General features: G+C 66.0%; 11 protein-coding genes. 4 read left to right on the top strand and 7 right to left on the bottom strand.

Annotation, left to right across the window (positions count from 1 at the left end):
- The 3 genes from OX462_RS14335 to OX462_RS14345 all read right to left on the bottom strand — a co-directional run bounded on the left by OX462_RS14335 (nt 1) and on the right by OX462_RS14345 (nt 3493).
- On the bottom strand, nt 1-354 hold the full coding sequence (locus OX462_RS14335) for a hypothetical protein (RefSeq protein ID WP_139142912.1): 354 nt from the start codon (nt 352-354) through the stop codon (nt 1-3).
- Nucleotides 351-1904, bottom strand: a complete 1554-nt coding sequence (locus tag OX462_RS14340) for an EAL domain-containing protein (RefSeq protein WP_409026352.1) — start codon at nt 1902-1904, stop codon at nt 351-353. Before OX462_RS14340 ends, OX462_RS14335 begins: the two co-directional genes overlap by 4 nt.
- Before the next feature lie 92 nt (nt 1905-1996).
- Entirely contained in the window at nt 1997-3493 is a 1497-nt protein-coding gene (locus OX462_RS14345; RefSeq protein ID WP_409026353.1) for an MFS transporter, read from the bottom strand.
- Between the two features lie 84 nt (nt 3494-3577).
- Between OX462_RS14345 and OX462_RS14350 the strand changes: the two genes are divergently transcribed.
- Nucleotides 3578-4453 carry a LysR family transcriptional regulator gene (locus OX462_RS14350; protein WP_409026354.1) on the top strand — a complete coding sequence of 292 codons (876 nt, stop codon included), beginning with the start codon at nt 3578-3580 and terminating at the stop codon, nt 4451-4453.
- Here the strand turns inward: OX462_RS14350 and OX462_RS14355 are convergent.
- The gene (locus tag OX462_RS14355) at nt 4450-5022 is read right to left on the bottom strand and encodes a helix-turn-helix domain-containing protein (protein ID WP_409026355.1); all 573 of its coding nucleotides are present in this window, start codon (nt 5020-5022) and stop codon (nt 4450-4452) included. The genes OX462_RS14350 and OX462_RS14355 overlap by 4 nt on opposite strands.
- A 91-nt stretch (nt 5023-5113) precedes the next feature.
- Here OX462_RS14355 and OX462_RS14360 point away from each other — a divergent pair, with 91 nt between their 5' ends.
- Complete coding sequence (locus tag OX462_RS14360) at nt 5114-5644, top strand: GNAT family N-acetyltransferase (RefSeq protein WP_409026356.1); 531 nt, start codon at nt 5114-5116, stop codon at nt 5642-5644.
- Nucleotides 5645-5657: 13 nt separating this feature from the next.
- On the opposite strand, the gene OX462_RS14365 is transcribed toward OX462_RS14360, so the two are convergent.
- The 3 genes from OX462_RS14365 to OX462_RS14375 form a co-directional block, all read right to left on the bottom strand.
- On the bottom strand, nt 5658-6848 hold the full coding sequence (locus tag OX462_RS14365) for a low temperature requirement protein A (protein WP_070288342.1): 1191 nt from the start codon (nt 6846-6848) through the stop codon (nt 5658-5660).
- Between the two features lie 45 nt (nt 6849-6893).
- On the bottom strand, nt 6894-7847 hold the full coding sequence (locus tag OX462_RS14370; RefSeq protein ID WP_121669389.1) for a 2-hydroxyacid dehydrogenase: 954 nt from the start codon (nt 7845-7847) through the stop codon (nt 6894-6896).
- A gap of 638 nt (nt 7848-8485) precedes the next feature.
- Nucleotides 8486-9157 (bottom strand): hypothetical protein, encoded by a 672-nt coding sequence (locus OX462_RS14375; protein WP_070308429.1) that lies wholly within the window; start codon nt 9155-9157, stop codon nt 8486-8488.
- Between the two features lie 233 nt (nt 9158-9390).
- Here OX462_RS14375 and OX462_RS14380 point away from each other — a divergent pair, with 233 nt between their 5' ends.
- Together OX462_RS14380 and OX462_RS14385 are read left to right on the top strand one after the other, a co-directional pair.
- Nucleotides 9391-11607 carry a TonB-dependent receptor gene (locus OX462_RS14380; protein ID WP_070218738.1) on the top strand — a complete coding sequence of 739 codons (2217 nt, stop codon included), beginning with the start codon at nt 9391-9393 and terminating at the stop codon, nt 11605-11607.
- Nucleotides 11608-11692: 85 nt separating this feature from the next.
- Nucleotides 11693-12565: a hypothetical protein gene (locus OX462_RS14385; protein WP_139143635.1), complete on the top strand. Its 873-nt coding sequence runs from the start codon at nt 11693-11695 to the stop codon at nt 12563-12565.
- Nucleotides 12566-12577 lie beyond the last annotated feature (12 nt).

Here is a 12577-nt window from a genome sequence, read left to right on the forward strand (position 1 = left end):
CTAGGCTGCCGGGTCCTGCATGAATTGCTCGACCCGGGCGACGAATTGCGCCTTGCTGCGCGTGCGAAATTCACCGAGGAAGGCGTCGCTGCCCTGGACGATCTTGCCGTGGCGGTCGTATGCCACCTTGCCCATCTCCAGCACGAATTCGCCGGCAGGATCGTCTTCCGGCTCGAAGTGCGAATTGAAACAGTAACCGCTGTCGCGGCAGCTGCCCCACAGCAGCAATGCGCTGCTGAACCATTGCATGGTGTCGGGCCCCGGCTCGACCTCGAACAGGGTGTTGACGGTGATGTGCCAGCCGCCCGGGACGCGCAGCGGCTGCAAGGGATAGGGAAAGCGTGGCTGTTTCATGTGGGCGATGGCAGGCGGCGGCTTGCGTAAAAGGCGAGGAAGTCCAAGGCCGGCAGCGCTTTTGCAAACAGCCAGCCCTGGCCGAATTCGACCTTGCGTTCCAGCAAATAATCGGCTTGCTGCCGCGTTTCGATGCCTTCGGCCACGATCAGCATGTTCAGGGTGCGGGCCATGTCGATGATGTGCGGCGTGACACTGCTGGTGGCCGCGTCCGTGCCGATGGTGTCGACGAAGGATTTATCGATTTTCAAGGCGTCGAGCGGCAGGTTTTGCAGGCTCGACAGGCTGGAATAACCGGTGCCGAAGTCATCGATGGCCACGGCGTGGCCCCGTGCCCTGGCTTTTTCGATGGTGGCGCGGGCCGCTTCCACGTTGATGAAGCCCCGTTCCGTCGCCTCCAGCCAGACCTGCTGCGCCTCGATGCCCGTGCCGGCCAGCGCGCGTTCGAGCACGTCGAGCACCCGGCCCGTTTCGATATCGCTGGCGCACAGGTTGATGGCGATGTGCAGTTCGCGGTCGGCCAGCAGCGCGGCGCGCATGTCGGCGATGACGCAGGCGATCACCTGGTCCGTGATGGGCAGGATGAGGTCGCTTTCCTCGGCCACAGGGATGAACAGGTCGGGCCGTATCATGCTGCCGTCGGGACGGCGCCAGCGTATCAGCGCCTCGGCGCCCACGCACACGCCCGTGTCGAGCGCGATGATCGGCTGATAATGGACAAAGAATTCGCGCCGCTCGACCGCCGTTTCCAGTTCGCCGCGCAAGGACAGCCGGCGGCGCGACAGCCAGATGACGATGCCGACGATGAAGGCGGCCATCAGCAGGCCCAGCGGCAAGAGCAGCAGCTGTTCGCGCCGCAGCCTGTCGTTGAGCTTGCTGCGCGGCTCGATCATGACGGCCGTCAAGCCGTCGCGGTACAGCGTCGCATGGATGTGGCCGTCCGCCGCTGGCTGGCCGGCGAGCAGGGCCTGCACCACGGCCGGGTCGGGATGATGGAGGGTGTCGAGCACGCCCTGCTTGCCGATGGCCACGGCCATCTGGATATCGCTGTCGACGATGACGTCGGAAAAGCGTACGGGATCGATCAGCACCTTGTAGGCGCGGTGGGACAGCCCCACCATGCGCTTGCCGCCGCTGACGACGGGCCGCAGGTTGAAATCGATGCCCATGCCGTTGGCCAGGGTGAAACCGGCAGGCGTGACGGCGATGCGCGCTTCTTCGATGCCCGTGGACGTGCATTTGAGCAAGCCATTTTCCACGTAGCCGATATCGTCGATGCTGCGCGTGGTGATGGTGATGCGGCGCAACTGCAGGATATGCGCCTCCGAGCACGGCGCCAGGTCCAGCGCATCGGCGCTGCGCAGGGCGAGCCCGGCCGACGCGATGGAACGGTGGGCGCGCTCGAGCGCGTAGCCGGCCAGCAGGCGCAGGCGTTCCTGCTCGCCCTGCTCGGCGCGCACGGACGACAAATAGAAGGCCAGGCTCAGGGGGGCGGCCACGCCGATGACGGCGACCAGCACGCTGGTCACGATAATGCGTTTTCTGCGCATGCTACTCCCTGCGATAGTTATATGATTGCCATGTATTTCTCGATGGCATCATATTACAAGTGCGGGCGGCGCACGCGCATCTTGCTGAACAGTTACACTTTTTCCAGCGGCCGCGCCAGCACGAACACCAGCGCCGCCACCACGGCCGCCAGCCCGCCGGCCAGATACAGCACGCTGGCAAAGCCGTCGATGAAAGCGTGGCGCGCCGCTTCCTGCGCCACGGCTTGCAGCGCGGGCGGCAGCTGGCCGAAGGCGTCGGCCGCGTTGCCGGCGACGATGCGCCCTATCATCTCGGGCGAGGCTTTCAAGCCGTGCAGCCACGCCAGTTTCTCGAACGAGGCGGCCGTGCGCATGGCCAGCACGGCGCCCAGCGCGCCCACGGCCAGCACGATGCCGACGAAGCGCGTGGTGGTGCTGATGCCCGAGCCCATGCCCGTGCGCTCGCGCGGAATGCAGGCGAGGATGGCCTTCTGGGTCGTGCCGTTGAGCAAGCCCGCGCCCGCGCCCGTGACGACCATGCCGGCTGCCACCCAGCCGTACTGCAGGCTGGCGGCGGCCAGCGCCGTGGCGACGTTGCCCACGGCGACGATCAGCAAGCCCGTCACCAATATGCCGCGGTCGTCCAGCACCCGCATGGCGCGCGGCGCCAGCCTTGACAACACCACCATGGCGACGGCGAACGGCAGCATGGCGCAGCCGGCCAGCACGGCGGAAAAGCCGAAGCCGTTCTGCAGGTACAGCGGCAAAAAGGTCATCATCACTTGCGCGGCGATGGCATAGCCGAACATGCCCAGCACGGCGCCGACGAACACGCGCCGGCCAAACAGCGATAAATCGACCATGGGCGCGCGCTGGCGCCGTTCCACCAGCACGAACACTACCAGCAGCGCCGCGCCCGCCGCAAAGCGCAGCATGGTGGCATGGCTGGACCAGAGCGCCACGCTGGCGTCGATCAAGCCCCAGATGATGCAGAACAGGCCGGCGGAAAACAGCAGCGCGCCCCATGGATCAAAACTGGCGTTGGAAGCGTCCTTCGATTCGTCCACGTGCCTGCCTACCAGCCACATCAGGATGGCGACGACGGGCAGGTTCAGGTAGAAAATCCAGCGCCAGTTGATGGCGCTCGTGACGAGGCCGCCCAAGAGCGGCGCCACCGTCATGGCCACGCCCATGGCCGCGCCCCACACGGACCAGGCGCGCGCCCTCTCCTTTTCCGCATGAAACGTGTGGCCGATGACGGCCAGCGCGGACGTCAGCAGCAGCGCGGCACCGAGTCCCTTGACGGCGCGCGCCACGTTGAGCACGAACGGCGTCCATGCCAGGCCGCACAACAAGGAGGCCAGCGCGAACACGGCCAGGCCGAACAGCATGACCTTGCGCCGCCCCAGGCGGTCGGCAATGCTGCCGGCGGGCAACAAAAACGAGGCGAACGCCAGCATGTAGGCGCTGACCACCCATTCCACGTCGACGAAGCTGGCGTTGAGCGAGCGGGCGATCGACGGCAGCGAGACGGCGACGACGTTGGTGTCGAGCATGATCAGCGCGCACACGCCCGAGCAGGTATAGAGGGTCCAGTTGGTATTCTTCATGCCTGTATTTTAAGCAGGCTGATGTTATTTCCTGTTATAAGACAAGCGCCTTATAATTTACCCATGGTGAATACAGAAAAAGACATGGAATTGCGGCATTTCCGCTGCGTGCTGGCCGTGGCGCACAGCCTGCACTTCGCGCGGGCGGCGGCGGAGCTCGGTATTTCGCCGCCCGCGCTGACCAAGCAGGTGCAGGAAACGGAGCAGTTGCTGGGCACGCGCCTGTTCCAGCGCAGCAAGCGCGCCGTGTCCCTGACGGCGGCCGGAGAACTGTTCGTGCTGGAAGCGGCGCGCGCGCTGGAGCAGCTGGCGCAGGCGCAGGACGTGGCGCGCCGGGCGGGACGGGGCGAGCTGGGACGGCTGGAAATCGGCTACGTGGCCTCGGCCGCGTACTCAGGCGTGCTGCAGGGCCAATTTGCCCGCTTTCGCGCCAGCCACCCCGGCATCCACATCGGCGCGCGCGAATACGCGATGGACGCCCTGCCCGGCTTGCTGGACCAGGGCAGAGTCGACCTGGCCTTCGTGCGCCCGCCCCTGCACTTGCCGGAAGGAATCGACAGCGTAATCTTGCTGCGCGACCGCTTCGTGCTGGCCGTGCAGGCGGACAGCCCGCTCGCCCGGCTGGAGGTGGCGGCACCGGCCGCGCTGGCGCAGCAGGCCTTCATCGTGCCGGAACAGGAATTGGGGACATTGGAGGTGAGCCGGCGCGGCGGCTTTGCGGCGCAGGTGGTGTCGCGCCCCGGCAGCCTGGTGGCCGTGCTGACGGAAGTGTCGCTGGGCGTGGGCTGCGCCATCGTGCCCCACTCCGTGATGGCCAGCGTGCAATTGCCCGGCGTGGTGTTCCGCGAACTGGCAGCGCCGCAGATCAGCTCGGAAATCGCCGTGGCTTTCCGCCGCCACGAACAGGCGCCCGCCGCGCGCGCCTTCATCGCCCAGCTGCGCTCGGCGGCGCTGGCTTAGCCTCGGTTCTTCAGGACGGCCACGGCGTAGGTGCAAGCGGTGGCCGTTTCATTGCGGAATACGCAGTCGGCCGGCGGACCCAGTTCCAGGCAATCGCCCTCGTCCAGCACGTGGCGGGCCTCGCCTTCGATGAAGACGAGGCTGCCGCTGAGCGCCCAGATCAGCTGGCGCCGCGCCACGTAGGCGGCGGCCGGCATGGCCACCACGGCGCCCGGCGGCAAGGTAATGTGCACGAGGTCGAGCGGCATGTCGGACGCAGGCGACACGTGGCGCCGCACATAGCCGCTCTGCGGGTCGACCCACACGGGCTGCTCAAGCTTGCGCAGCAAGCGGCCCTCGCGCATCTCGGCGCGGGCGATCAGTTCGGACATGCTCAGGCCGAAGGCGCCCGACAGGCGCGCCAGCAAGGTGGCCGTGGGGCTGCAATCGCCGCGCTCCACCTTGTGCACCATCGCGCGCGACACGCCCGAACGGGCCGCCAGGTCCGTCAGCGACCAGCCCAGGCTTTCCCGCTCGAGGCGCACCCGGGCCCCGATGCGCTGGTTCAATTCGTCTGGTTTAGTGGACATGTATCGGCATCCATTCGGATTTTATTGGACAATCAATGAGCTGCGCTCTATGATTTGTCCATTATAGTAGACGACCAGCAAGGAGATCAACATGCACATACGCGATGCCCACGCGGGCGATATCGAGGCCATCACGGCCATCTACAACGATGCCGTCAGCAATACGCTGGCCATCTGGAATGAACGAACGGTCGATGCGGCCAACCGCGCCGCCTGGCTGGCCGACCGCGAGCGGGCCGGCTATCCCGTGCTCGTCGCCATCGATGCAGAGGAAAAGGTAGCTGGCTACGCCTCGTTCGGCGACTGGCGCCCGTTCGAGGGTTTCCGCCATACGGTCGAGCATTCCGTGTATGTGCGCGCCGACCGCCGCGGCGCCGGGGTCGGCAAGGCCTTGATGGGGGAACTGATTATGCGGGCGCGCGGCCTGGGCAAGCACGTGATGGTGGCGGGCATCGAGGCGGGCAATGCCGGCTCGATCGCCCTGCACAAGCAGCTGGGCTTCGAGGAAGTCGGTTTGATGCGCCAGGTGGGCACCAAGTTCGGCGCCTGGCTGGACCTGGCGTTTTTACAGCTGCAACTCGATGCGCGCAGCGATCCGGACGACATCGCGCCGGCCGGATAAGGTCAGGCCGGCATCAGGGATCGATCTCCGGCGGCGGGCGGCGCAGCGCCATATGTTCCCACACGGCCACCAGTACCAGCACGCAGCTCGTGATGCAGGCCAGGATCAAGGGCGAATACAGGCGGCCGTAGGCCATCGGGATCAGCGCCAGGATGATCAAAATGCCCAGCAGATGCGACAGCGGCGGCGCGGTGCGGTCGCTGCTGACCCATTTGAACAGCGCATTGCCCAGCAGATACAGGATCGGGCCGCCCAGCAAGGCGCTGATGCCGGCGAAGCTTGCTTCATCCGGATGCACGAGGGCCAGTTCATCGGCCACGGCACTGACGATCACGCCGCCCACGATCAGCACGTGGATATACGTGTAAGCCTTGCGGGCGATGCGGCCCGGGTCCTTCGAGTGGGCGATGCGGTGGTGGCCCGCTTCGGCGCCCGTGTCGAAATAAATCCACCACATGGCGATGCTGCCGACCAGAGCAGACAAGAAGCTCAGCCAGTTGCCGGCCGTCCATTCCAGGCCCGCGAACGTGGCGCCCGTCACCAGCAAGGATTCGCCCAGGGCGATGATGACGAACAGGCCGCAGCGTTCGGCCATGTGGCTGCCATCGACGTCCCAGTCGGCCGTCGTCGAGCGGCCCAGGCCCGGCATGCCGAACAGCATCCATGGTCCGGCCAGGTCGATCAGCAGGGCCGCTGCCCACCAGAAGATGCGCTGCTCGGGCGACGCGATGCCGCCGGCGATCCAGAAGATGCCGGACAGCACGGCCCACAAGGCGATGCGCTGGAAATTGCGGCGGCGCGCCAGCGCTTCATGGCGCACGGCCCACCAGGCGAACAGGGGCCGGCCCACCTGCATGGCGACATAGGCGCCAGCAAAGCCCAGGCCCCGCGTGCCGAACGCTTCCGGTATCGAGGCCGACATGATCAACCCGCCCAGCATCAGCGCAAACAGGCTGATGCGCACGGGAATGCGCTCGGGGTCGAGCCAGTTGGTGATCCACGAGGTGAAGATCCACACCCACCAGACGGCCATCAGCAGCAAGCCCGTCTGCAGCCAGCCCATGGCGCTCAGGTGCGCCAGCAAGCCGTGCGACAGTTGCGTGACCGCAAACACGAACACGAGATCGAAGAACAGCTCGATCATGCCCACCTTGCCGCTGTCCAGCCCGCCGCGCGTGCGCAACAGCGATTTACTTAATTCCATAGCGACTCTTTCATTCATGCTTGATTAAAACGGTGCATTCCGGGCTTATGCGCTTGCTGGTGTCATTAAGGGCAAGCCGGCGAAGTGGGCGGCCAGGTTATCGACGACCAGTTGTCCCATCGCATGGCGTGTTTCCACGGTCAGGCTGCCCACGTGCGGCGTGAGCACGACGTTGGGCAAGGCGCGCAAGGCGTTTGGCACGCGCGGTTCGTCCGCAAACACGTCGAGGCCGGCCGCGCCCAGGTGGCCATCCTGCAAGGCGGCGATCAGGGCGTCTTCGTCGATCAGGGCGCCACGGGCGATATTGATCAGGGTGCCTTGCGGCCCCAGCGCGTCGAGCACGGTGCGGTCGACGATCTTGCGCGTGGCCGGCGTGCCCGGCGCGCAGACGATCAAATAATCGCTTTCCTGCGCCAGGGCCAGCAAGGACTCCGCGCGCGGCACTCTGGTGCCGGCAATGGCGCGCGGCTGGAAGTAGCGCACATGAATGCCGAAGGCGGCCAGGCGCAGTGCGATGGCTTGCCCGATCTGGCCAAAACCGAAGATGCCGGCCGTCTTGCCGCGCAAGGTAGATGCGGGGGCGATGGCCTCGCGGCGTTCCCAGCCCCCATCGCGCACGAAACGGTCGAGTGCCACGACATGCCGCGCGCTGGCCAGCAGCAAGGCCAGCGCCATGTCGGCCACGTCGTCCGTCAGCACGTTCGGCGTGGTCGTAACGGCAATGCCGCGCTCGCGCGCCACGTCGAGCGCCACGCCATCGAGGCCCACGCCATTGACGGCAACGATTTCCAATGCGGGCAGCAGGCCCATGTCGGCGGCGTTCAAGCCCAGCGCGCCCGTCGTGACGACGGCGCGGATACCGGGTGCGCGTTCAGCCAGCCAGGCGCGGCGTTCATCCGCCGGCACTTGCCAGGCATGGTGGCAGGTATATTGCTGTTCCAGCTGCGCGTTGACGGCAGCCGAGGGACTGGGGGCGAGGATGAGGAGTTCGGGTGGCATGGGCGTCCTGGGTCGTGTCGACAAGATTTGCAGACGCAACTTAGCATATTTGAGACCCAGCCGGGGATGGCATACCCTAATACGCCCCTAAAACCCTGCGCGCCGCGCGGTCTTTGCCTGCGTCGGACTGCCCGATTCGGCCGCAGGTCGGCTTAGCCCAACGGGCGTAAGCCGACAAGCGCTGCCACGCAGCCTGTCAGATTACGCTGCGCTAATCTGACCTACAACTGCGCGCCGCGCGGTCTTTTCCTGCGTGGAGCCACCCGATTCCATCGTAGGTCGGCTTAGCCCAACGGGCGCAAGCCGACAAGCGCCGCCACGCAGCCTGTCAGATTACGCTACGCTAATCTGACCTACAACTGCATGCCGAGCGGTCTTTGCCTGCGTCGGGCTGTCCGATTCCGCCGTAGGTCGGCTTAGCCCGCAGGGCGCAAGCCGACAAGCGCCGCCACGCAGCTTGTCAGATTACGCTGCGCTAATCTGACCTACAACTGCATGCCGCGCGGTCTTTGCCTGCGTGGAGCCACCCGATTCCATCGTAGGTCGGCTTAGCCCAACGGGCGTAAGCCGACAAGCGCCGCCACGCAGCCTGTCAGATTACGCTACGCTAATCTGACCTACATAGCATTCAATCCGGCTCAACCAGGGCAAGGCACGCGTTTGATCTTGCCGCCCGTCTTGAACGGGTCGGCGCCCGCGCCCGGGTTCGCATCCATGCCAAAGCACGTGGCGCCGCCGGGGTTGACGACGCGCGTGGCGGGACGCCCATCGGCCGTCAGGTATTCCTCTACGCGGATGACGGGGCCGCCGCGCCAGGCGGAGGCGACCTGTTTCTGGAACGCGCTGTCGCCTGTGAGGTCGGCCGCGGCCAGCCAAGGCTGTTGTTGCTTGAGTTCGCCGCGCAAAGCCTTGTCGGCGGCGCCCGCAGCCAGCCTGGCGCGCGTGCGCAAATCGGGGCCAGCTGGTGCGTTCGGGGGCGCGACGGACAATTCCTCGGTGGGCATGGTGATGGCTTCTGCTGTCACGGGCGGCATGTCAGGCACGACGGACGGAACCTGAGCCCGCGCGCGCGGCACGGGAATCGGCATGGGTGGCGGCATGGCCATCGGCGGCGCCTGCGGCGCGGGCCGGGGCGGCAGCAAGGTCATGAAGGCCACTTCCGTATATTGCTTGAGCTGCCGCGCCGGCAGCAGGAGGAAATACAGGCCCAGCACATGCATGGCCAGGATCAGCGCGACGGCCGCGCCTTTGAAGCTCAAGCCGCCCCGTAGGCGCATGGAAGCGGACTGTAGATGGCGGTGCAATGGCATGCGGTTTCCTGTGGGCGCCGGGCGCGATGGCTTATTTTAGCGAAACTTGACCATAGGCATTAATAAATCCACAAGGTATCGCCTGGCGCGCCTTTTCTCGCCAGATTCCGGCACCCTGGGGTATCGGATGTTGCACAAATGACGACTTTTTCATCGCTTTCTCACACTTTCCCACGCGCCGCACCGCGCTGGAATATAATGATAATCATTCTCATTAATATCCAGATAACTCCATGCGCACCTTCCACCTCGTCCCTACCCCGTTCGCCCTGGCCGCCTTCCTGCTGGCCAGCGCCGCCGCCCACGCGCAAACCAGCACCGCAGCAGCGGCCGGCGACGCGCCAACCATGCCCACGGTAGTCGTCAATGCCTCGGCCGACGCGTCGGCGCAAGGACTGTCGAAAGCGTATGCGGGTGGCCAGGTGGCGCGCGGCGGGCGCATGGGCATCCTCGGTGCCGTGGACATGATGGACTCGCCATTCGGCAGCACCAGTTATACACAGCAATTCATTGCCGACCAGCAAGCGCGCAGCGTGGGCGACTTGCTGCAAAGCGATGGCGCGGTGCGCATGTCTCGCGGTTACGGCAACTTCCAGGAAGTGTATGTGATCCGCGGCTTCGCCCTCGATTCGGACGACGTGGCGTACAACGGCCTGTACGGCGTCCTGCCTCGTCAATATGTCTCGCCGGAATTACTCGAGCGCGTGGAAGTGTTCCGCGGCGCCAGCGCCTTCCTCAACGGCGCGGCGCCGGGCGGCAGCGGCATCGGCGGCGCCATCAACCTGATGCCCAAGCGCGCCGGCAACACGCCGCTGACGGAATTGACCGTGGGCGTGGAATCGGGCGGCCACGCCTACGCGGCCATCGACGTGGCGCGCCGCTTTGGCGAGCAGCAGGAATTCGGCGTGCGCGTGAATGCCGCCAAGCGCCAGGGCGAAACCGGCATCCAGCGCGAAGACCACGACGTGGGCATGTTCTCGGTCGGCCTCGACTACCGGGGCCGCGGCTACCGCCTGTCGGCCGACGCTGGCTACCAGAATTTCGATTTGACGGCGCCGCGCCCTTCCATCAACACGGGCAGCCTGACGGCCTTGCCAGGCGCACCCGATGCGTCGAAGAACTTTGCCCAGCCATGGAGCTATTCGAAGGAGCATGACGTGTTCGGCACGGCACGCGCCGAAGTCGACCTCGCCAAGGATGTCGTAGCCTGGGCCGCGTTCGGCAGCCGCTCGACGAAGGAAGCGAACAGCCTGGCCCAACCGACGTTGAGCGCGCTCAATGGCGATGCCAGCGTGTACCGCTTCGACAATGCCCGCAAGCAGGAAATCCGCACGGGCGAACTGGGCGTGCGCGGCAAGCTCCATACCGGCGCCGTCCGCCACACCCTGGTGGCCAGCTGGTCCGGGCACTGGAACGAGGCGAAAAATGCGTATGCGATCAGCGATTACGCGGGCTTGCCGACGAATATCTACCATCCGCTGGACGTGGCCATGCCGCCCACCGTGCCCGCGAACTCGGGCGGCGTGATGAGCGACCCGCGCCTGACGCAAAAGACTATCCTCAACAGCTACGCCGTGGCCGATACCATGGCCTTCCTCGACGACCGGCTGCTGCTGACCGTGGGCCTGCGCCGCCAGCAGATCCGCGATGCGGCATATGCCTATGGCACGGCTGTGCAATATTCCAGCTATGACAAGAGCGCCACGACGCCCGTGGCCGGCATCGTCTACAAGGCCGGCAAGAACGTGTCGGTCTACGCCAACTACATCGAGGCGCTGGTCAAGGGCCCCGTTGCCAGCGGTACCTATTTCGATGGCCAGAACGACGTGCCACTGAGCAACAAGGGCGAAGTCTTCTCGCCCTACAAGTCGAAGCAGAAGGAAATCGGCGTCAAATATGACGGCGGCAGGCTGGGCATGAGCGCCGCGCTGTTCTCGACCGCCAAGCCATTGCCGGCCGTGGTCGGCTCGCGAGCCACCTTGTCGGGCGAACAGCGCAACCAGGGCCTGGAACTGTCCGTCTTCGGCACGCCGATGGCGGGCGTGCGCCTGCTGGGCGGCCTGACCTGGCTCGATACGGAACAGCGCAAGACGGACAAGCCGGCCAACAATGGCAAGAACGCCATCGGCGCGCCAAAAACACAGCTCAGCGTGGGCGGCGAATGGGACGTGCCCGACGCGCCAGGCTTGAGCCTGAATGCCCGCACCGTCTACACCTCGACGCAGTATGCGGATCTGGCCAACAGCAAACAGTTGCCGTCCTGGACCCGCGTCGACATCGGCGCGCGCTACCTGACGCAGGTGGCGGGCCATGACGTGACCTTGCGCGCGCGCATCGACAACGTGGCCGACCGCAGCTACTGGGCCTCGGCCGTCTCCTCGTTCGACGCGGGCAGCCTCGTGCTGGCAGCGCCGCGCACCTTCGTCGTATCGGGCAGCGTGGCGTTTTAACCGGACCGACGCGAAGCTGCCCCTTCCCCGGGCCGCTTCGCGTGCGCGCCTGTGCCAACGGCCGGATATGGGCGACAATGCCCGCATGAAACTCCCTGCCCTCCTGTTATTGCTCTGCCTGTCCCTGCCCGCCGCTGCCCAAAAGCAGGCCGCCTGCCCTTACGCGGCCTGGAAAAGCGGTTTCAAGGGCGATGCGCGGGCGCAAGCCATGTGTCTGCTGCGCCCCGTGAAACTGTATGCGCGTCTGGGCGACAGTGCGCCGCTGCCGGCCTTTCTTGCCGCCCACGTCGGCCAGCGCACGGGCATCGCCCCCGTCGCCCTGCGCGCCTGGCTGGCGGAACAAGGCATCGCCGAGGCGGACGCGGGCGGCGCCGTCGATGCACCGCTGTCGCGCGCCGTGGGCCGGCTGGCCGCGCCCATGGCCCGCTATTTCGTCATCCACGACACCAGCTACCCGAATTTTCTCAACGAAACCATTCCCGATCACATCAACGACGCCAGCTGGGATTTCAACGATTTCAACTTGCGCAATCCGGCGCTCGGCGGCGGTCCGAAGGGCCATGTCTACGTGAACCGCCTCGGCGATTCCCTGGCCGTGCGCGACTTTGGCACGGCCGGCTATGCCAGCAAGCTGGAAAAGGACAAGCCGTCGCTGACGGGTCTGTTCCTGCACGTGGAACTGGTGCAGCCGCGCAACTCCGTGCCCGGCGGCGGCAAGGGCAACGATGGCCTGGCGCCCGATCCCGGCTTTACGCCGGCCCAATACGACCGCCTGGCCCTGCTGTATATCGCCGCCAGCGTGCGCAAGGGCACGTGGCTGATTCCCGCCTTCCACGCCGTGCTCGATACGGGCTTTGCGAACGGTCATGACGACCCGCAAAACTTTTCGCTGGAGCAATGGGATGCGGCCCTCAGCCATTTGAGCGCCGTCATGACGGGCGCCCACGCGTCAAATTGAACGCCACCTGCG

The sequence above is a fragment of the Janthinobacterium aestuarii genome (assembly GCF_046113285.1).
Classification (GTDB): Bacteria; Pseudomonadota; Gammaproteobacteria; order Burkholderiales; family Burkholderiaceae_D; genus Janthinobacterium.

Excerpts from the sequence above, each read along its gene's own strand:
- OX462_RS14335 (WP_139142912.1), bottom strand. The coding sequence starts at position 354 with ATGAAACAGCCACGCTTTCCCTATCCCTTGCAGCCGCTGCGCGTCCCG.
- OX462_RS14340 (WP_409026352.1), bottom strand. The coding sequence starts at position 1,904 with ATGCGCAGAAAACGCATTATCGTGACCAGCGTGCTGGTCGCCGTCATC.
- OX462_RS14345 (WP_409026353.1), bottom strand. The coding sequence starts at position 3,493 with ATGAAGAATACCAACTGGACCCTCTATACCTGCTCGGGCGTGTGCGCG.
- OX462_RS14350 (WP_409026354.1), top strand. The coding sequence starts at position 3,578 with ATGGAATTGCGGCATTTCCGCTGCGTGCTGGCCGTGGCGCACAGCCTG.
- OX462_RS14355 (WP_409026355.1), bottom strand. The coding sequence starts at position 5,022 with ATGTCCACTAAACCAGACGAATTGAACCAGCGCATCGGGGCCCGGGTG.
- OX462_RS14360 (WP_409026356.1), top strand. The coding sequence starts at position 5,114 with ATGCACATACGCGATGCCCACGCGGGCGATATCGAGGCCATCACGGCC.
- OX462_RS14365 (WP_070288342.1), bottom strand. The coding sequence starts at position 6,848 with ATGGAATTAAGTAAATCGCTGTTGCGCACGCGCGGCGGGCTGGACAGC.
- OX462_RS14370 (WP_121669389.1), bottom strand. The coding sequence starts at position 7,847 with ATGCCACCCGAACTCCTCATCCTCGCCCCCAGTCCCTCGGCTGCCGTC.
- OX462_RS14375 (WP_070308429.1), bottom strand. The coding sequence starts at position 9,157 with ATGCCATTGCACCGCCATCTACAGTCCGCTTCCATGCGCCTACGGGGC.
- OX462_RS14380 (WP_070218738.1), top strand. The coding sequence starts at position 9,391 with ATGCGCACCTTCCACCTCGTCCCTACCCCGTTCGCCCTGGCCGCCTTC.
- OX462_RS14385 (WP_139143635.1), top strand. The coding sequence starts at position 11,693 with ATGAAACTCCCTGCCCTCCTGTTATTGCTCTGCCTGTCCCTGCCCGCC.